This is a genomic window from Amycolatopsis sp. NPDC049159 (genome assembly GCF_040648295.1).
Taxonomy (GTDB): Bacteria; Actinomycetota; Actinomycetes; order Mycobacteriales; family Pseudonocardiaceae; genus Amycolatopsis; species Amycolatopsis pretoriensis_A.
In genome coordinates this window covers 211978-230199 of sequence record NZ_JBEZDL010000018.1, presented here as the reverse complement: position 1 = coordinate 230199, position 18222 = coordinate 211978, and the positions used below count along the sequence as shown (strand labels likewise).

The following is an 18222-nucleotide window of genomic DNA, read 5'->3' as shown; positions in this document are numbered from 1 at the left end:
GCTAGCCGAAGAGCCCGCGCCGCGGGTGGCGGATGACCAGCGAACCGCCGTGGACGCGGCCGCTCAGCACGTAGCGCGGGTTGCCCATCCGGCCGTTGCTGCGCGTCTTGTCCTCCATCGCGCCGAACTTGACGTCGCTGATCGCGTTGAGGTCGACCGCGGCGTGCTCCGGGATGATGATCTCGACCGAACCCCACTTGGCGTCCAGCTCGATGTGCACCACCGGCGACTGCACCTGGGCCTCGGTGAAGTCCAGCTTCGTCGACCCGTACTTGTTGCGGACGACCAGCTCGGGCGGCACCACCCACGGCCCGCCGCGGTGCAGCGAGGAGTACTTGGCGTTGAGCTCGAACCGGCGGCCCGGCGCGTAGCCCACCGGCGGCGGCGCGTACGCCGGAGCGGCGGTGTCGGCCGCGTTCGGGTGGTACAACCCGGCGAGGTCGGCCAGCACGGCGTTCAGCTCGCCGCGCGTCCTCGACGCCAGCGCGCGGTCGGTCCGCTCGGTGAACTCGTCGAGGTCGATCATGCCGCGGCCGATCGCCTTCTGGAGCACGCCGACGACGTGTTCGCGCTCGTCGTCGGACACCCGGAGGTCGCGCTCGCTCAACGGCTTGGTTTCGGTGGCCCGGTCGGCCGCCGCGTTCTCTTCCTCGCCCATGGTCACGATGGTAGAACCGGATCCCACCAGGCAGATCGGGGGAAAACCCTGAACGGACCCGTAGTTCGCGGTGCCGCTCTCGGGGCGGCGCTGGTCCTGCTGTCCGGGTGCACCGGCGAAACCACCCCGCCGCCACCGCCGCCGCCGGCCACGACGACCGCGCCGCCCCCGACGACGGCGTCGCTGCCGGAAGGCCTCACCGGCGTCCGGGCGACCGGCGGGATCGGGGTCACGGCGTTGCTCCCCACCACCGGCCCGACCCTGTTCGACGCCGACCGCGGCGCCGCCGCCACGCCACCCGGCTACCCCGGTGGTGACACCGGCCTGAGCGTCGTCCGGGTCGGGACGGGCGCCGTCCTGACGACCTTCCCGCCCGACACCCACAGCATCGAGCCGTTCGAAATGCTCGGCTACACCGGCCCGTCGACGCCGCCGCGCTCGCTCGGCCGCGCCTGGTCGGTCGCGCCGGACGCCGCCGGCCAGGGCGTCTGGCTGATCCGGCAGGACGCGCCCGACAACTGCCGGCTGCAGCACGTGCCCCTCGCCGGCGGCGAGCCCGACCGCGGCCAGCCCGCCAGCTGCCGCACCCGGGTCCGCGCCGAAACCGCGCACGGCCTGCTGATCACCATCAACTCCGGCGCCGCCGAGTCGACCGACGCGCTGATCGACCCGGCCACCGGCCGCACGGTCGAGCAGGCTCCGCGCATCCTCGCCGTCGCCGGCGACCGGATGCTGCTCGACGGTCTCACCGACCTCACCCTCGTCGACCTGCGCGACCGCGGCCGCAAGCGGCTCAGCCGTCCGTCGATCGGCGGCCAGCCGACCGTGGTCGCATCGCGCGACGGCGCCTGGATCGCGGCCGACTTCGCCAACGCCGCCTACCGCGGCACCAGCACCCAGCTCCGGGACGTCTGGCTGCTCCGCCCGGACACGCTGACCTGGGAACACGCCCCGGGCATGCCGTACGTGACCGAGCACCTCAAGCGCAACGGCGGCCTCGACTGGACCGCGAACGACGACCTCGTGCTCGCCGACGGCGTCATCGGGGCCTGGCACCCGGGCGAGCCGCGGTGGCGCCTCGGCTCGGCCACCCTGCCGGCCGGCGACTGGTCGGGCCTCGCCGTCCTCCCGTGAGGGTCACTCCCCGTCGAGGCCGTGCTCGATCGCGTAGCGGGCCAGCTCGACGCGGTTGTGCAGCTGCAGCTTCCGCAGCGTCGACTGGACGTGGTTCTCCACCGTGCGGTGCGACAGCACCAGCCGCTCGGCGATCTGCCGCGCGGTCAGCCCCTTCGCGACCAGCCGCAGGACGTCGGTTTCGCGCTCGGTCAGCCGGGGCGGCTCGGCGCCGCCGGCCGGCGCGTCCGCCATCCGCCGGTACTCGCCGAGCACCAGCCCGGCCAGTCCCGCGGTGAACACCGGGTCGCCCGCCGCGGTCCGGTGCACGGCGTCCACCAGCTCCGCCGACGACGCCGACTTGACCAGGTAGCCGGACGCACCGGCCTTCACCGCCTCCAGGACGTCCTTGTGCTCCCCGCTCGCCGACAGCACCAGCACCTTCGTCGACGGCAGCGCCGCGGTGATCTCGCGGGTGGCGTCCACGCCCGAGGTGGTGCCCAGGTTGAGGTCCATCAGCACGACGTCCGGCAGGACGGTCCGCGCGATGCGCAGCGCCGCGTCGGCGTCCGGCGCGGTCGCCTTCACGTCGAAGCCGTGCTCGGTCAGGTCGCGGGCCACCCCGTCGCGCCAGATCGGGTGGTCGTCGACCACCATGACCGAAATCCGCGCCTCGCTCATTGCGCACCCCTCGTGCTCGGCACCCTGACCTCCCACTCCGTGCCCCGGCCGGGCCCGGTGTCGAGGGTCGCGCTCCCCCCGAGATCGCGGACCCGCCCCCGGATGGATTCCACCACGCCGAGGTGCCCGTCCGCTGCCGCTCGCTCGAGAACGCCGTCCGGAATGCCCGGTCCGTCGTCGCGGACGCTCACCACGACTTCGCCGCCCAGGTCCTCCAGCAGCACCCACGCGTGCGCGCCCGGCCCGGCGTGCTTCTCGACGTTCGCCAGCGCTTCGCGGGTGACGGCGGCGAGCTCTTCGGTGACGTGGGCCGGCAGTTCGACGTCGTCGGCCGGGGTCGAGACCTGCACCGACGACGTCGCGAGCAGCTGCAGGGCCGCGCGCAGGCTCAGCGTTCCGCTGTCGTTCGGCGTCAGCGGCTCGGTCGTCACCAGCGACCGCAGCGCGATCTCCTGCTCGCCGGCCAGCCGCGCGAGCTCCGCCGCTTCGCCGCCGACCTCGTTGCCGCGTTTGCGGACCCGGGCGAGCACCTGCAGCACGCTGTCGTGGATCGACCGGGCCAGCCGCTCCCGCTCGGCCGTCGCGGCTTCCTTGCGCAGCGCCTGCTCCAGCCGCGCCGCGGACCGGCGGCCCATCGTCGCGGCCATCCCGACCAGCAGACCGGCGGCGGCGAGCAGGACGCCGTCACGGGCGACGTCGAGGTCGAACTTCTCCCGCGCCAGCCCGGTCGCCACGCCGACGACCAGCCCGGCCAGCACGCCACCGCTCGCACCGAAGCGCGCGCCGGCGGCGACCGGGGGCACGGCCGCCCAGACCGTGGTGATGAGCGGGACGTTCAGCGCGAACTGCGCGTCGCTGAGCACCCACGGCGAGGTCAGCAGCAACGCCGTCGTGAACGCCAGGTCGACGACGACCAGCGCCGGCGGCCGCGTCCGCTCGCGCAAGTAGAGGAAGCTGGTGACGACCGACCAGGCGGCCATCGCGCCGACGATCGCCCACGCCAGCCATTCGCGCTGGTAGTGACCGCTTTGGACGATCACGGTGCCGCAGGCGAACGCCCAGGTGAGCCAGCGGAACGCGAGCACGCCCCGCCACATCGGCGTGATCGGGTCCGGTGACCGCCGGGTGGTCACGGCTTGTCGTCGCGCTTCGGCGGCTCCGCCGTCGAAGCGTCGGCTTCTTCCTCGGCGACCGTCGCGATTTCGGCCTTCGGGCCCCCGGGTTCGGCGTCGTTCGGCTGCGCGGCCTGGTCCTTGAGGACGTCCACCTCGGCCGGGTCGGGGTTGGTCTCGTGCAGCAGCGACCGGACGCCGGCGTTGAGCACCGCCAGCAGCGGCACGGCGAGCAGCGCGCCGGCGATCCCGCCCGCTACCAGGCCGGCGGTGATGGCCAGGACCACGGCCAGGGGGTGCAGCTTCACCGCCCGCCCGAGCAGCAGCGGCTGCAGGATGTGGCTCTCCAGCTGCATCACGCCGATCACGATGGCCAGCACGATCACGGCGCCGATGACCCCGTTCGTCACCAGGGCGATCAGCACCGCGACACCACCGGCGATGACGGCGCCGATGATGGGGATGAACGCGCCGATGAAGACCAGTGTCGCCAGCGGGATCACCAGCGGCACGCCCACGATCCACAGGCCGACCCCGATGCCGACCGCGTCGACCACGGCGACCGCGGCCGTCGCCCGCACGTAGCTGACCAGCGACGCGAACCCGCGGCGCCCGGCGACGTCGACGCGGTTGCGGACCCGCCGCGGCGCGGCGCGGACCAGGAACGTCCAGATGCCTTCGCCACCGCTGAGGAAGAAGATCGTGATGAACAGCGTCAGCAGGAAGCCGGTGAGGATCTCGCCGACGGTGCTCGCCGTCGTCAGCGCGGTCGTCGTGATGGACGCCTGGTTGTTCTGGATGAAGCCGATCGCCTGGTTGATGAAGTCCTGGATCTGCTCCTGACGCAGGTGCGGCGGGCCGTTGAGCAGCCACTCCTTGATCTGGTTGAGGCTGTCGTTGAGCTGCTTCTGCAGCTGGGGCAGGCCGGAGGAGAACTGCGTGATGACGAACGTCAGCAGGCCGCCCAGCACCGCCAGCCCGGCGACCAGCACGATCGCCGTCGCCAGCCCGCGCGGGAACTTCACCGCCACCAGCTTCTGCACCGCCGGCGCCAGCAGCGCGGACAACAGCAGGGCGATGGACAGCGGGATGATCACGACCGAGAGGTAGCCGATCACCCACACCACGGCGTACAGCGCGGCGATCACCACGATGAACCGCCACGCCAACGCCGCGCTGATGCGCAGGCCCCGGGGGATCAGCCCGGTGATGTCCTCGTGCTCCGGCAGGAACGGGTCTTCGCGTCGCGCGTGGCTCACCGGCTCACCGTACTGGCAACACCGCCCGATTCGGCCGCTTTCCGACAGCCGAGTCCGACACGCGGACCGGCCAGCCGTGATCACCCGCCGTGAAAGCCGATCGCACGCTGTGTTCTTCACACGATGGGGGCATCAAGTCGTGTCGAGGGTGCGGGCGGCGTCGCGGATTTGGTTAGGTCGCTCCCGTAACGGCACATCGCCGGACACCCACCGAACTCTTGGAGACGCACCAGTGGCCGACCACGCGACGAACGAGGGGCAGGGCGCCAAGCGTGCCGGCCGCTTCGTGTCGCGTGCGCTGCTGGTGCTCGGCGGGGCCGTGGCCGGCACCGCCGCCGCCTGGCTCGTCTCGGGTGCGGCCGCTTCCGCGGACACCGTCGACGTGGCCCCCGCCCCGATCGCCGCGGCCGCCACCGGCAGCATCGGCGACGTGAACAGCGGTGCCTCCGAAGCGGCGACCGACGTCTCCGCGTCGAGCTGCCAGCAGGACGCCACGTCGTGGAGCGAGCCGTGCGCCCGCACCCTCGGCCACGAGGTCTCCGACCGCGTCAGCGACTCGGTTTCGGACCTCGCCGAGGACGCCGTTGTGAGCCCGGCGTCCCGCACGCTCGGCGCGGTCGAGCACATCGTCCGCGAGCCGCAGGACACCCGCGAGGTCCTCGAGCAGACCTTCACCCCCGAGCCGGGGCACGACGTGCTGCAGCTGCTCGACCCGGTCGGCCACGGCGACCTGATCCCGCTCCCGGGGCACGCCCCGGTCGAGCCGGAGCCGGTCACCACGGGCCTCGGCCAGACCACGGACACGGTCGCCGTCTCGACCGTCCAGCTCCCCGCCGCGTTGCGAGCCCCGCTCGCGATGCCGACGGGTTTCCAGCACGAAGACGGCACCGGTGCCGCGGGCGAGTCCCGCGATTCGCACCGTGACCTGCCGTCGCCGCTGGCCCCGGTGCAGCTTCCGGTCGCACCGTCCGTCCCCACCGCCCCGGGTGGCAGCACTGCCCCCGGTGGTCACCTCGACGGCCTCAACTTCGGCGTCCCCTTCTGGACGACCGAAGCCGTCGACTCCGCCGTCGCGGCCATGAGCCGCGCCGGCCTGCGCACCGCGATGCGCACCCCGGGCGAGCAGCCCGGTGTCACTCCTGACTGAACACCTCCTGCACGGGTAGCTGACGCGCCCAAGTCCGTCCTCAGCTGACGGCGCCCGCGTCCGCGAACCACCCGTGATCCGGCGGTGCGCGTTTTCGCGCCCGCAAGAAGTTCCTTCCCCCTCGGGTGCGGCTCGGACTCCATTTCGAATTCGACGAGCGCACCCCCACAAGCCCGCAAGGGAACCCGAAATAAAGGAGAAAAACCCCATGCAGACGTGGGCAAAGCGCGGACTCCAGACCGCACTTGTCACGGGTGGGTTGCTGATGCTGGGTACCGGCATCGCCTCGGCCGACGAGAACGTCAACCCGGACGCCCCGGCGTCCCCGCTCGACCTCAACGTGACGGTCCCCATCCAGGAGGCCAACAACGCGGTCGGGACCCCCTTCGGCCAGCTGGACCTGCCCGCCGGGCAGACGGAGCTGAGCGCCAAGCCGGTCACCAACGCGGCGAACGAAGCGGCGAAGCAGCTCGACGAAGCGAGCCCGATCAGCCAGAGCACCCTCGGCGGTGTCACCAAGGCCGACGGTGCGGGCGCCTTCACCCCGAGCCACAACAACCTCAAGGGCAACAAGGTCACGGGCGACGTCGTCGTCCCGATCCAGATCGTGGACAACGCGGTCGGCGTGCTCGGCGACGCGACCGTGCAGGGTGGCGACCACACCCAGACCTGGGACCACAACCAGGACATCGCGACGACCGGCAAGGACTCGAGCCTCGCGGGCAACGCGGTTGCCCTCGACTGGGCGCTCCCCGTCCAGATCGCCGGCAACGGCGGCGGCGTCGCCGGCGGCACCGGCCGCGTGACCGGTGGGTCGGCCAACCAGAGCGCCACCGAGACCGGGGACGTCGACACCAACGGCGACGGCTCCTCCCTCTCCGGCAACATCGTGGCCGGCCAGTTCGCCACCCCGGTGCAGGTGACCGGCAACGCCGCGTCGTACCTGCTCGGCAACGGCCAGAGCCACGGCTACTCGGCCGACACGGTCGCCACCTCCGGCGGCTCGCTGTTCAGCTCGGGCGACCAGGCCAGCGGTTCCGGCAACGTGGTCGGCGCGCCGATCGCCCTGCCGGTCAAGTTCAACTGCAACTCGGGTGCCGTGTGGGGCTCGCTGTCGAACTCCGACGGCTGCAACACCTCCGCCGACGCCACGGCCGGTGACACGCGCGAGGGCAGCCTCGGCATCCCGACCTACCTCGAGACGAGCGGCAACGACTCGTTCCTGTCCGGCAACGGCGGGGCGGCCTCGCTCTCCCCGATCGCGAACGTCGCGGGTGTCGCGGGCTCGTGGATCGGCAACGCCTCGGCGGGCATCCCCGACACCGGCAGCTCCTCCAGCACGGTCGACTCGGGCGGCTTCGTCAAGACCGCCGGTGACAACGCGAGCGGCTCGGGCAACGTCCTGAACCCGTCGGTCGCGCTGCCGGTCGAGGCCTTCGGCATCGGTGGCACCTACATCGGCCAGGCCAACGCCGCGCACGACAACACCACCGACGCCAACGCGGGCAACGGCAGCTACACCCGGGGCAACGACTCCGTGCTGGGTGGCAACATCGTCAACACCCAGGCCGCGGGCGCGCCCGAGGTCTTCGGCATCGGCGGCAGCCACATCGGCAACGCGACCGGCACGGCGACCGAGGACAAGACGGTCACCGCCGGGGCGTACGACGGCACGCAGGGCAACGACTCGTCCGGCTCGGGCAACGTCGTCCAGGTGCCGGTCGGCCTCCCCGCCGAGGTCTTCGGCGTCGGCGGCTCCTTCATCGGCCAGGGCTCCGGCTCGGCCGAGGAGACCAAGGTCGTCTCCGGTGGCGGCGGTGGCTCCACCCACGACGACAACGGCTTCCTGAGCTCCAACCTGGGCACCGTGCCGGCTTCGCTGCCGGTGCAGGTCGCCAACATCGGCGGCGCGTTCGTCGGCCAGGGCCACGGCAAGGGCTCGACCGACACGACGTCCAACGCGGGCGGCGACGTCACGGCGAACGGCCCCGCGGGCGCCGGCGCCGGCAACATCATCGAGGCCCCGGTCTCGCTCCCGGTGCTGGCCGCCGGCAGCGGTGCCGCCCTCGCGGGCATCGGCACCGGTGAGAACGACAACATCACCGACTCCTCGGCGGGCGGCGACGCCCTCACCGACGGGCAGGACGGCGCGCTCACCGGCAACATCGTCAAGGCGCCGATCGCCGGTGTGGCGCAGGTCTTCAGCGACGGCGTCGCGGGTGCCGCGCTGGGCCACGGCCTGGGCACCAACGACACCACGTCGGTGGCCGGCGGCGACGCCACCACCAACGGTGACGGTGGCTCGGTGGCCGGCAACATCGTCGGCGCGGACGCGCTGCCGGTGGCGCAGGTCTTCGGGGACGCGGTCAGCGCCGCGGGTGTCGCGAGCGGCACCGGCGTCAGCATGACCTCGGTCGAGAACGCGGGCGACGACACCACCTCCGGTGTCGAAGGCGCGATCTCCGGCAACATCCTCGACCTGCCGGTGACCGCGATCGCGCAGCTGTTCGGCGACGCGGTGACCGTGGGCGGCGTCGCGCACGCCGTCGGCGACAACACGCTGACCACCGAGAACGGCGGCGAGCCGACCACCGAGGGTGACGGGTCCAGCCTGTCGGGGTACAACTTCTACCACGACATCGTGGCGCCGGTGCAGATCTTCGGGGTGCCCCTGGAGCTGCTCGGCGTGGCCACCGCCGACGCGACCGACATGACGAGCATCGACGGGGAAGCCACGGACGCGGCCGACGCGATCGCGAACCCGGTCGAGGGTTCGGAGCTGGGTGCCGGCGAGCTGCCCTCGCTGACCTCGCTCGCCAGCGGCCTGCCGACGGCCGGGCTGCCCACCGCGGGCCTGCCCGCGCTGCCGACGGCCGTCCCGGCGCAGCGCGCCGACCTGCCGGTGAGCTCCCCGATGGCCGGGCTGCCCCACCTGCCCACCGCGGGTGGCCTGCCGGGTCTGAACGGGCTCTCGGGCCTGGGCGGTTCCCTGGCCGGCGGTGCCCAGCGCGCCGACCTGCCGACCGGTGGCCTGCCGGTGCACATCCCGGTCCTGAGCGGCGGCCTGCTGCCGGCGCTCCCGGCGCTGGGTGGCACCGAGCGCGCCGACCTGCCGACCGGTGGCCTGCCCGTCGCGGTGCCGGCCCTGCCGGTCGCGCTGCCGGTGACCCCGGCCCTGCCGGCCACCCCGGCCCTGCCGGTCGCGCTGCCCGCGACCCCGGCGCTGCCGACCGCGCTGCCCGCCGCCCCGGCCCTGCCGGTGAACGCGAAGCTGCCGGTGCTGGACAGCGCGGCCCCGGCCGCGCAGGTCCCGGCCATGTCGGGCCTCGACTCGACCGGCTTCCTCGCGAAGCTGCTGGGTCTGGTCAAGCGCAAGTAGTCCGGTACTGCCGGGCGGGTTCAGCCAGAGCCCGCCCGGCCGCTGACCCCGCTGTCACGGGTTGGCGTTCCACCGCGCCGCGAGGGTGACCTCGCACGGAACCCCCCGGCCCGCGATCGCGGTACTCGAAAAGGCTCTCCTTCCCTGGAGAGGACGAACCCCAGGAGCCGACCCGGCCCCTGGGGTTCGTTCGTGTCCGGGGAAAGTCAGGAGAACTGCAGGGAGCGCTTCGCCAGGCCGTGCCAGAAGCCGTCGATCACGGTGCGGCCGGAGCCCTCGTCCGAGCTGGCGCCGAGGGAGACGAACAGCGGCGCGAAGTGCTCGATCCGCGGGTGCGCGAGCGTCGCCGCCGGTGCCTTGTGCCGGAAGTCGAGCAGCGTGTCGACGTCGCCGCTGCGCAGGACCTCGTCGCCCCAGTGGTCGAACTCGGCCGACCACGCCGGCGGGGTGCCGTCGGTGGCGCGGGCCATCCCGCTGAGGTTGTGGGTGAAGAAGCCGCTGCCGACGATCAGCACGCCTTCGTCGCGCAGCGGCGCGAGCTTGCGGCCCAGGTCGAACAGCTCCTGCGGGTCGAGCGACGGCATCGAGACCTGCAGCACCGGGATGTCGGCGTCCGGGTACATCTCGACGAGCGGCACGTAGGCGCCGTGGTCGAGGCCCCGCTCCGGCGCGTCGTGCACCGGTGTGCCGGTGGAGCGAAGCAGCTTGCGCACCTTCGCGGCCAGCTCCGGTGCGCCGGGAGCCGCGTATTCCACCTGGTAGTAGCGCTCGGGGAAGCCCCAGAAGTCGTACACGAGCGGCACGGTCGTCGTCGCGCCGAGGGTCAGCGGCGCTTCCTCCCAGTGCGCCGACACGACGAGGATCGCGCGGGGCTTCGGCAGGTCGGCCGACCAGCCGGCGAGCTGGCGGGTCCAGGTGGCGTCGTCGGCGAGCGGCGGGGCGCCGTGGCTGAGGTAGAGGACCGGGGTGCGGGTCATCGAGCGCTCCAGTGATTGAAAGTTCAACTACTAGAGTACTGGACACCGGGAGGCGCCGGGATATTCCTCAGGCGGCTTCGAGGTTGGCCGCGCACCGCTCCAGCGTGCGGATCGTCGTCCGGTAGTCGTCGTCGCTCACGCCGCCGGTCGCGGCCGCGCGGAAGGCCTTCACCTGCTCCTCGACGCGGGCGTGCGCGGCGCGGCCCACTTCGGTGAGCTCGCCGGTTTCGGCGACCCAGCCGCGGGCGCGCAGGTCGGCGACCTTCGGGGCCATCGAGCCCTCGGTGGCGACGAACGGCGCCATGGCCGCGTCGACCTCCTCCGGCGTGCGGGCGCCGAGGGCGATCGTGTTGAGTACCTGCCAGTGCCGCCGGGTCAGCGATTCCGCTTCGAGGACCCGGGCCATGGAGGATTCGAGGAGCTCGTGGAGGTGGCGCAGCCACCAGCCGAGGGGTTTCATGAGGACTCCGATATGTCGGTGAACAACTGCATGTAAAAGTACATGCAGTTCGGAGGTGGAGCAACCATGACGGACGCGGTGGCCGACGTCGAGCGCGCGATGATCGCGATCCGCCGCGGCCAGCAGCGGCGGGCCCTGAGCCGGATCGGCAAGGCCAGGGGCCGCGGCGCGCACGACCCGGTGCACGAACTGCTCGACGTCGTCGAGGAGCTGGGCGACCGCGGCGAGCCCAGCACGGTGACGGCCTTGAGCGCGGCGATGGGCGTCGACCAGCCCCGCGCGAGCCGCCTGGTGGCGCGCGCGGTCGAGCAAGGGCTGCTTCGCCGCGAAGCTGATCAGCGCGACGGAAGGCGCGCGGTGCTCGTGCCGACCGAGGCCGGCCAGGCGCATCTCGACGAGCTGCACGCCTTCCGGCGCTCGGTGTTCGCCGAGGTCATGGCGGACTGGCCGGACGAGGACCGCGACACCTTCGGCCGCCTGCTCACCGCGTTCGTCCGCGGGTACGGCGCCCTCGGCTAGTCGTGCGAGAGGTCGACGAAACGGCTGTAGTGCAGCTGGTGCGCGACGGTGATCGTCGCCGTCGGGCCGGCACGGTGCTTGGCGATGATCAGGTCCGCCTCGCCGGCACGCGGGTCGTCGCGCTCCCAGGCGTCCGGGCGGTTGACCAGGATGACGAGGTCGGCGTCCTGCTCCAGTGAGCCGGACTCACGCAGGTCGGACAGCATCGGGCGCTTGTCCGTGCGCTGTTCGGGACCACGGTTCAGCTGGCTGATCGCGATCACCGGGACCTCGATCTCCTTCGCCAGCAGCTTCATCTGCCGCGAGAACTCCGAGACTTCCTGCTGCCGCGACTCGACGCGCTTGCCGGACGTCATCAGCTGGAGGTAGTCGAGGACGACGAGCTTCAGGTCGTTGCGCTGCTTCAGCCGCCGCGCCTTCGCCCGGATCTCCATCATCGTCATGTTCGGCGAGTCGTCGACGAACAGCGGCGCTTCGGAGACCTCGCTCATCCGGCGGGCGAGCCGCGTCCAGTCGTCGTCGGACATCTTGCCACCGCGCATGTCGGAGAGGCGGATCTTCGCCTCGGCCGAGAGCATGCGCATGACGATCTCGGTCCGGCTCATTTCCAGCGAGAAGATGACGCTGGTCAGCCCGTGCTTGATGGACGCCGACCGGACGAAGTCCAGACCCAGTGTCGACTTGCCGACACCGGGGCGGGCGGCGACGATGATCATCTGGCCCGGGTGCAGGCCGTTGGTCAGCTCGTCGAAGTCGGTGAAGCCGGTCGGGATGCCCTGGGACTGGCCGCCGCGCGAGGCGATCGCGTCGATCTCGTCCATCGTCGGCTGCAGCAGCTCTTCCAGCGCGACGTAGTCCTCGCTGGTCCGGCGCTCGGTGACGTCGTAGATCGCGGCCTGCGCGCGGTCGACCACCTCGTCGATGTTCGCGCCGTCGGCCGCGGCCGCGCCGTAGCCGTACTGCACGATCCGGGTGCCCGCCTCGACGAGCCGGCGCAGCACGGCCTTCTCCGAGACGATCTCCGCGTAGTACCCGGCGTTCGCCGCCGTCGGCACCGTCGCGATCAGCGTGTGCAGGTAGGGCGCGCCGCCGACGCGGCCCAGTTCGCCGCGCCGCTCCAGCTCCGCCGACACCGTGATCGGGTCGGCCGGCTCGCCGCGGCCGTAGAGGTCGAGGATGCAGTCGTAGATCGCCTGGTGCGCGGGCCGGTAGAAGTCGTCGGGGCCGAGGGCCTCGATGACGTCGGCGACCGCGTCCTTGGACAGCAGCATGCCGCCGAGCACGGACTGCTCGGCCGCCATGTCCTGCGGCGGCTGGCGGTCGAACCCGCCGCCGCCACCACCCCCGCCACCGCCGTCGGGCGGTGGCTCGCTCGGGCCCGGGTCGGACTCCGCGTACATCGGACTGCGGTCGTCGGTCAGCGCCACCGCCCCGGACACCTCCTCATCGTGTCGAACACCCGTTCGATTATGCCGGATCTTCGCTCTCGAAGCACGCGGCTCGTGCCGTGCTTCCCCGTCACCCGGACCTCGTCACCGGAGATGATCGACGACAACGTCGACCGGCGGCCGCAGACACGCGGAGCGCCACGGTGAGTACAGGCCCGAGGCGGGACGCTAGATCCCCCACACGGCCGATGGCAATTCCGGGTGGGGAGCCTTCTGTGGACAACCTGGGGATGAATGGGGGTAACCAATCACAGGTGGCGTGAGAGCTGTGGACAAGTTGGGGACAAGCGTGATCGGTCTCCCGAAACCCCCAGGTCAACCCATGTGAACAAGCTGTGGAGAACTTGCCGAAAACTCGTTCGGCGTGTCGCGTGAAGTCCGTCCTTCGGCGTGTCGTGGACCAGTCCGGGCCCATTGACCCCAGGGCCTGTGGATGAATATCACGCAGGGTAGAGCGGCCACCCGGTGGGCTGAACGGCGCGGGCATCAGGCCGCGGTGAGCCGGCCCTGTGCGCTGCGTAACCGGTCAGCGAGAACGCGCTGGTCGGCCGGGGTGAAGGCGATCCGGTTCTCCCCGCGCCCCGGAACCTCTTCGGTCAGCCACCGGCCTTCCGACGTATCGATGTAGTTCACCGGCCGTTCGATCCGGTGCCGCGCGCCGCTCCGGTTGCGGGCCGCGACGTAGAGGCTGCCGCTGCCCATCCGGCGCAACGCGAGGATCCGGCGGAGCTCGTCGGCCTCCTGCGAACCTTCGGCCGGGCGGTCGTTGCGGAGCACCGCGAACCCGTCGTCGTCGCGGCGGGCGGTTCCTTCGATCTGGCTCTTCGGCACGGTCAGCGGAGCACCGCGACCGGGCGCCAGCTTCGGGATCTGGCCGAGGAAGTCGTCGAGGAGTTCGCCGGGGCGCGAAGAGCCGAGCACGACGACGTCCATTTCCTCGTGCTTGGCGAGCACGAACGCCTCGCCGCCGGCGCTGCCGCCGAGCAGCCGGTAGCTGACCGGCTTGCCCTGGAAGCCGCCGTCGACCCAGCCGTAGTACTCCAGCTGCGGCCGCGCGATCGCCTCGACCGTCGCGACGAACCCGGGGTGCATGCCGCGCGGGCCGAACAGCCCGGCCTTGGCGAGTTCGGCGTTGACGCGCTCGTCTTCCTCGCGCTGGGCCTCGTCGCTGTACCAGGTCGGCGTCTCCGCGAGCACCGTGTGCGGCTCGCCGCCCCGGCGCCGGATGAGGTTGAGCAGGGTGCCGGTCGTGATCGTGACTTGCCTGTCCAGCACCGCTCTTCCCCCAGTCGAAAACAGTTCTCGAACCCGCTGAAAAGCCGGGCGCGCCCATCTTGGCACGCGCCCGGTGGCCCCGCGTGCGCTACTCGCCGATGACCGGCGGCGCGGTGAGCTCGTCGGTGCCGAAGATGTCGTTCGGGTCGTCGCCGAGGAGGTACTTCGACGTGCGTTCCTCGTCGCCACCGCCCTGGCCCTTGGCGCCGTGACCCATGCCGCCCATGCCACCCATCCCGGTGGCACCGGCTCGGCCGGCCCCCGCGCCGCCCGCGCCCACGGCACCACCGGCGGCGCCGGCGCCCATGCCGCCCCGGCCCGCGCCCGCCCCACCGGGTACGGCCGCGCCGGTCGAGCCGCCGGGCCCGAAGCCCCCGCCGCCCGGGCCGAAGCCCGCCGACGGGTCACCGATCCCGCCCGAGCCGCCGGGGCCGAAGCCCCCGCCGCCGGGGATCGAGAAGTCGCCCGCGCCACCCGAACCACCGGGACCGAACCCGCCGGCCCCGGGGATCTTCGGCGGCGTGAAGCCGGACGCGTGGGTGCCGTCGAAGTTCGGCGGGGTGTAGCTGCCGGGCCCGGGGATCTGCGACGGGTCGTAGTTCCCGCCGGGGATCTGCGACGGGTCGAACTTCGGCGTCTTACCGGGGTCGAAGCCCGGCACCTTCGACGGGTCGAAGCTGCCGCCGGGCGTGGTCGGCTGGCCGCCGAAGGACGGCACGCCCCCCGCACCCGGCATGTTCACGCCGGGCATCGAGCCACCGCCGCCGCTGCCGCCGCCGGTCCCGTCGCCGGTGCCGTTCCCGTTGCCGTCGCCACCCGGCTTCTTCTTGCCGTCCTTGCCGCCGTCGACGTTCACGTTCTCCTGCTGGCCCTTGAGCGCGGAGTACGTCGGCAGCTTCTGGCCGTTGTCGTTGCTCGCCTTGTAGTAGGTGTTGAAGGCGTCGACGTTGGCCTGGCCCTTGGCGTTGTAGTCGCGGATCGCCCGGTCGGTGTCGGTCGTCCACGGCGTCACCGCGTTGAGCAGGTTGTTCTTCGGCGGGTCCTTCGGGACTTCCTGGACCTGCGTGTGCACGGTGGTGAAGGCGTTGTGCTGCTCGCCGAGGTACTTGTCGGACTCGGTCAGCTTGGTGCCGGAGTCCTCCATCCACACCCGCAGCGGGTGCGCGCCGGCGTTCTGCGCCGCGTCGGAGCCGCCGCCCGTCCAGGCCGCGTCCATGTCCTTGGCCAGGCCGTCGATGGTGCTGAGCCGCTCGGCGTAAGCACCCTTGAGCCGGCTCGCCGCCGACTGCCCGTTCGCGATCGAACCCGCGCCGGGACCGGTGGTGATCTTCTCCCAGATGTCGTAGCAGTCGATCTTGCGGTCGCCCTGCGCCGAGGTGTGGTCGTCGGAGTGCGTGGTGGCCATGTTGTAGGCGGCGAAGCCGCCCAGCAGCACCAGTTCCAGCATCTCAGCCTCCCAGGGTGTGGATCATCGCTTCGCCGAACTTCTGCGCGACCGAGCACGGGTCCGAAGCGCCGGCGCCGTTGTCGTACTGCACCAGGATGTTGACCGCGAGCTCGTCGGTCACCGCGACGAACAGGCCGCACTTGCCGCTCTTGCGGTCGTCGACCGCGGCGGCGTAGACGGCCGGGTAGCCGGCGGCCTGGGTCTCGCCCCAGTAGGCGTCGTTGGCCTTGGTGTCGTAGACGTCCTGGAGGCCGTTCTTGTTCGCCGTCACCGTGGTCACGTCGATCTGGTTGCCCGGGTCGGCGGTTTCGGTGAACGTGCAGCTCGGGCCGTTGCCCGTGGTTCGCGGCTCGCCTTCGCCGAGGCCCAGCTCGGAGCGCGTCGACGCGGACTGCGTCGCGCAGGCGTCCGAGGTGATCGACCCGGCGTTCAGCGGGCTCGGCACCCGCGGCGCGGTGTCGGCGACCGAGCGGGTCTCGCTGCTGGATTCGGCGGTCGACGGCGCCGCGTTGGCGGTGCCCCTGGTCTTCCCGCCGCACCCGGCGACGGCGAGCACGGCGCAGGCCAGTGCCGGGACGGCGAGCAGTCGTCGGTTCACGTGGCCTGGTTCCCCGTCTTCGCCATGTCGGCCTGGGTGTCCGACTCCTTGGTGGTGATCTTCTGCTTCGCCGCGGTCAGCGCGTCGATGTAGTTCGTGACGTATTCCTGCATCTTGCGGTTCTGCTCGAGGAAGGCCTGGCCGGACGGGTTCGCGAGCTTCTCCCAGTCCTCGCTGGCGAACTCCTTGCCGGGCGCCTTCACGTTCGCCATCAGGTTGGCGTCGTTGTAGTCGCGCTTCAGATCGGCCCGAAGATCCTGCCACTTCTTGATGACGGCGTCGATCTTGTCGGCGTCGAACGTGAAGCCACCGCCACCGGCCGGTGCTGACATGTTGACTTCATTGGCCATCCGGATCCATCCCCTTCGCGTCCCCGCCCATTCTCCTCCGACGCCGCCCGTGTGTCCGGGGTTCCCCCGAAACGCGTGAAGGCGGGCCGCCCACCAGGGACGACCCGCCTTCCACGAGGTACTGCCTTACTGCGCGACGGCCTTGACCTCGAGCCGCACGTCGACCTTCACGTCCGGGTGGAGCCGGGCGCCGACCGAGTGCTTGCCTACGGTCTTGATGTGGTCGCGGAGCTCGATGACCCGCTTGTCGAGCAGGGGGCCACCGGCCGCCTTGATCGCGTCGACGATCTCGCCGGCGGTGATCGAACCGAAGAGCTTCTTCGAGCCCTCGGCCGCCTTGCCGGTGAGCTGGATGGCGCCGAGGCCCTCCAGCGTCGCCTTGATCTCCTTGGCGTGGTCGAGGTCGCGGATGCGACGGCTCTCCTGCGCGCGCTGGATGGTGCGCACGTTCTTCTCCGCGCCCTTGGAGGCCACGATCGCGTAGCCCCGCGGGAGCAGGTAGTTGCGCGCGTAACCGTCCTTGACCTCGACGATGTCGCCGGGGCCGCCGAGGTTGGCCACGTCCGTGGTGAGGATGATCTTCGCCATTTCAGTGCCCTCCCTTAGCGCGCGGTCGAGGTGTAGGGGAGCAGCGCCATTTCGCGGGAGTTCTTGACCGCGATGGCGATGTCACGCTGGTGCTGGCTGCAGTTGCCGGTGACGCGACGGGCACGGATCTTGCCGCGGTCGGAGATGTACTTCCGCAGCAGGTTGGTGTCCTTGTAGTCGATCAGTTCCGGGCGGCCCTTCTTCTCGGCCTTGCAGAACACGCAGACCTTCTTCTTGGGCTTGCGGATGGGTGGCTTGGCCACTGTCTACTCCTGGTAATTCAAATCTTTGTGGATGTGTACGAGATCAGAAGGGGGGCTCGTCCGAGAAGCCGCCGCCGCCACCGCCGCCGGCCGGCGGGGCCGAGCCCCACGGGTCGTCGGCCGGCGCGCCGCCGCCACCGCCACGGTTGCCGCCGCCACCGCCGCCGCCGAAGTCACCACCGCCGCCGCCACCGCGGCTGACCTTGTTGACCTTGGCCGTGGCGTAGCGCAGCGAGGGGCCGATTTCGTCGACCTCGAGCTCGACGACGGTGCGCTTCTCGCCTTCCTTCGTCTCGAACGACCGCTGCTTCAGGCGGCCCTGCACGACGACGCGGGCGCCGCGGGTCAGGGACTCGGCGACGTTCTCCGCCGCCTGCCGCCAGATGTTGCAGCGCAGGAACAGCGCCTCGCCGTCCTTCCACTCACCCGACTGCTTGTCGAGCGTGCGGGGCGTGGACGCGACGGTGAAGTTCGCGACCGCCGCACCGGACGGGGTGAAGCGCAGTTCCGGGTCGGACGTCAGGTTGCCGATCACCGTGATGACGGTGTCTCCAGCCATCGGGGTTCCCCTCGGGCTCAGGCCTTGGCGGCAGCGGGCTTGGCCGCGGCGCGCTTGACCTCGCGGCGCATGACCTTGGTGCGGAGCACGGTCTCCTGCAGCGACAGCTGGCGGTCCAGCTCCTTCACCGCGTCCGAGGACGAGTTCAGGTCGAGCAGGGCGTAGATGCCCTCCGCGTGCTTCTTGATCTCGTACGAGAGGCGACGGCGGCCCCAGACGTCGACCTTCTCGACGCTTCCGCCCGAAGTGCGGATCACGTTGAGGAACGTGTCGAGGGTCGGGGCGACCGTACGCTCGTCGAGCGTGGGGTCCAGGATGACCATTACCTCGTAATGGCGTGACACAACCACTCACCTCCTATGGGCTCGCGGCCACGGACTGTCCGTAGC

The 18222-nt window shown here is 71.6% G+C and carries 19 protein-coding genes; 4 read left to right on the top strand and 15 right to left on the bottom strand.

The features are described from left to right. Position 1: 1 nt before the first annotated feature. Positions 2 to 658: a DUF1707 domain-containing protein gene (locus AB0B33_RS31230; protein ID WP_360778076.1), complete on the bottom strand. Its 657-nt coding sequence runs from the start codon at positions 656 to 658 to the stop codon at positions 2 to 4. A 237-nt stretch (positions 659 to 895) separates the two neighbouring features. On the opposite strand from AB0B33_RS31230, the gene AB0B33_RS31225 reads away from it, so the two are divergent. Then, positions 896 to 1792: a hypothetical protein gene (locus AB0B33_RS31225; protein WP_360778075.1), complete on the top strand. Its 897-nt coding sequence runs from the start codon at positions 896 to 898 to the stop codon at positions 1790 to 1792. 3 nt (positions 1793 to 1795) lie between these two features. Here the strand turns inward: AB0B33_RS31225 and AB0B33_RS31220 are convergent, their stop codons facing one another. The 3 genes from AB0B33_RS31220 to AB0B33_RS31210 are packed head-to-tail and all read right to left on the bottom strand — an operon-like array spanning position 1796 to position 4823. Further along, positions 1796 to 2452 (bottom strand): response regulator transcription factor, encoded by a 657-nt coding sequence (locus AB0B33_RS31220; protein WP_247016381.1) that lies wholly within the window; start codon positions 2450 to 2452, stop codon positions 1796 to 1798. Continuing rightward, positions 2449 to 3585: a DUF5931 domain-containing protein gene (locus AB0B33_RS31215; protein ID WP_247016383.1), complete on the bottom strand. Its 1137-nt coding sequence runs from the start codon at positions 3583 to 3585 to the stop codon at positions 2449 to 2451. The genes AB0B33_RS31220 and AB0B33_RS31215 overlap by 4 nt, the downstream gene beginning before the upstream one ends. Further along, entirely contained in the window at positions 3582 to 4823 is a 1242-nt protein-coding gene (locus AB0B33_RS31210; RefSeq protein ID WP_360778072.1) for an AI-2E family transporter, read from the bottom strand. Before AB0B33_RS31210 ends, AB0B33_RS31215 begins: the two co-directional genes overlap by 4 nt. Before the next feature lie 232 nt (positions 4824 to 5055). Between AB0B33_RS31210 and AB0B33_RS31205 the strand changes: the two genes are divergently transcribed. Continuing rightward, a complete protein-coding gene (locus tag AB0B33_RS31205; protein ID WP_360778070.1) occupies positions 5056 to 5970 on the top strand; it encodes a hypothetical protein in 915 nt (304 codons plus the stop codon). Positions 5971 to 6178: 208 nt separating this feature from the next. Beyond that, a complete protein-coding gene (locus tag AB0B33_RS31200; protein WP_360778068.1) occupies positions 6179 to 9349 on the top strand; it encodes a PE-PGRS family protein in 3171 nt (1056 codons plus the stop codon). Positions 9350 to 9555: 206 nt separating this feature from the next. Here AB0B33_RS31200 and AB0B33_RS31195 read toward each other — a convergent pair whose 3' ends face one another. Together AB0B33_RS31195 and AB0B33_RS31190 are read right to left on the bottom strand one after the other, a co-directional pair. Next, entirely contained in the window at positions 9556 to 10326 is a 771-nt protein-coding gene (locus tag AB0B33_RS31195) for a class III extradiol ring-cleavage dioxygenase (RefSeq protein WP_360778066.1), read from the bottom strand. A gap of 67 nt (positions 10327 to 10393) precedes the next feature. Further along, positions 10394 to 10786: a MarR family winged helix-turn-helix transcriptional regulator gene (locus AB0B33_RS31190; protein WP_360778064.1), complete on the bottom strand. Its 393-nt coding sequence runs from the start codon at positions 10784 to 10786 to the stop codon at positions 10394 to 10396. A 66-nt stretch (positions 10787 to 10852) separates the two neighbouring features. Between AB0B33_RS31190 and AB0B33_RS31185 the strand changes: the two genes are divergently transcribed. After that, entirely contained in the window at positions 10853 to 11305 is a 453-nt protein-coding gene (locus AB0B33_RS31185) for a MarR family winged helix-turn-helix transcriptional regulator (RefSeq protein ID WP_247016401.1), read from the top strand. On the opposite strand, the gene dnaB is transcribed toward AB0B33_RS31185, so the two are convergent. The 9 genes from dnaB to rpsF all read right to left on the bottom strand — a co-directional run bounded on the left by dnaB (position 11302) and on the right by rpsF (position 18177). Then, positions 11302 to 12732: a replicative DNA helicase gene (gene dnaB, locus AB0B33_RS31180; RefSeq protein WP_360778138.1), complete on the bottom strand. Its 1431-nt coding sequence runs from the start codon at positions 12730 to 12732 to the stop codon at positions 11302 to 11304. The genes AB0B33_RS31185 and dnaB overlap by 4 nt on opposite strands. Before the next feature lie 507 nt (positions 12733 to 13239). After that, entirely contained in the window at positions 13240 to 14028 is a 789-nt protein-coding gene (locus AB0B33_RS31175) for an ESX secretion-associated protein EspG (RefSeq protein WP_247016403.1), read from the bottom strand. Between the two features lie 88 nt (positions 14029 to 14116). Then, complete coding sequence (locus AB0B33_RS31170) at positions 14117 to 15475, bottom strand: hypothetical protein (RefSeq protein WP_360778061.1); 1359 nt, start codon at positions 15473 to 15475, stop codon at positions 14117 to 14119. A 1-nt stretch (position 15476) separates the two neighbouring features. Then, positions 15477 to 16073, bottom strand: a complete 597-nt coding sequence (locus AB0B33_RS31165; protein WP_360778059.1) for a DUF3558 domain-containing protein — start codon at positions 16071 to 16073, stop codon at positions 15477 to 15479. Beyond that, the gene (locus tag AB0B33_RS31160) at positions 16070 to 16423 is read right to left on the bottom strand and encodes a hypothetical protein (protein ID WP_315863238.1); all 354 of its coding nucleotides are present in this window, start codon (positions 16421 to 16423) and stop codon (positions 16070 to 16072) included. The genes AB0B33_RS31165 and AB0B33_RS31160 overlap by 4 nt, the downstream gene beginning before the upstream one ends. Before the next feature lie 126 nt (positions 16424 to 16549). Further along, positions 16550 to 17011: a 50S ribosomal protein L9 gene (gene rplI / locus AB0B33_RS31155; protein WP_003098743.1), complete on the bottom strand. Its 462-nt coding sequence runs from the start codon at positions 17009 to 17011 to the stop codon at positions 16550 to 16552. 14 nt (positions 17012 to 17025) lie between these two features. Beyond that, positions 17026 to 17274 (bottom strand): 30S ribosomal protein S18, encoded by a 249-nt coding sequence (gene rpsR, locus AB0B33_RS31150; protein ID WP_003098744.1) that lies wholly within the window; start codon positions 17272 to 17274, stop codon positions 17026 to 17028. A 43-nt stretch (positions 17275 to 17317) separates the two neighbouring features. Further along, positions 17318 to 17833: a single-stranded DNA-binding protein gene (locus AB0B33_RS31145; RefSeq protein ID WP_360778056.1), complete on the bottom strand. Its 516-nt coding sequence runs from the start codon at positions 17831 to 17833 to the stop codon at positions 17318 to 17320. A 17-nt stretch (positions 17834 to 17850) separates the two neighbouring features. Then, positions 17851 to 18177 carry a 30S ribosomal protein S6 gene (gene rpsF, locus AB0B33_RS31140; protein WP_176742059.1) on the bottom strand — a complete coding sequence of 109 codons (327 nt, stop codon included), beginning with the start codon at positions 18175 to 18177 and terminating at the stop codon, positions 17851 to 17853. Positions 18178 to 18222 lie beyond the last annotated feature (45 nt).

What these genes read in the sequence shown, in the direction of transcription:
- AB0B33_RS31230 (WP_360778076.1), bottom strand. Translation starts at nt 658, where the DNA reads ATGGGCGAGGAAGAGAACGCGGCGGCCGACCGGGCCACCGAAACCAAG.
- AB0B33_RS31220 (WP_247016381.1), bottom strand. Translation starts at nt 2,452, where the DNA reads ATGAGCGAGGCGCGGATTTCGGTCATGGTGGTCGACGACCACCCGATC.
- AB0B33_RS31200 (WP_360778068.1), top strand. Translation starts at nt 6,179, where the DNA reads ATGCAGACGTGGGCAAAGCGCGGACTCCAGACCGCACTTGTCACGGGT.
- AB0B33_RS31195 (WP_360778066.1), bottom strand. Translation starts at nt 10,326, where the DNA reads ATGACCCGCACCCCGGTCCTCTACCTCAGCCACGGCGCCCCGCCGCTC.
- AB0B33_RS31190 (WP_360778064.1), bottom strand. Translation starts at nt 10,786, where the DNA reads ATGAAACCCCTCGGCTGGTGGCTGCGCCACCTCCACGAGCTCCTCGAA.
- AB0B33_RS31185 (WP_247016401.1), top strand. Translation starts at nt 10,853, where the DNA reads ATGACGGACGCGGTGGCCGACGTCGAGCGCGCGATGATCGCGATCCGC.
- AB0B33_RS31170 (WP_360778061.1), bottom strand. Translation starts at nt 15,475, where the DNA reads ATGCTGGAACTGGTGCTGCTGGGCGGCTTCGCCGCCTACAACATGGCC.
- AB0B33_RS31160 (WP_315863238.1), bottom strand. Translation starts at nt 16,423, where the DNA reads ATGGCCAATGAAGTCAACATGTCAGCACCGGCCGGTGGCGGTGGCTTC.
- rplI (WP_003098743.1), bottom strand. Translation starts at nt 17,011, where the DNA reads ATGGCGAAGATCATCCTCACCACGGACGTGGCCAACCTCGGCGGCCCC.
- AB0B33_RS31145 (WP_360778056.1), bottom strand. Translation starts at nt 17,833, where the DNA reads ATGGCTGGAGACACCGTCATCACGGTGATCGGCAACCTGACGTCCGAC.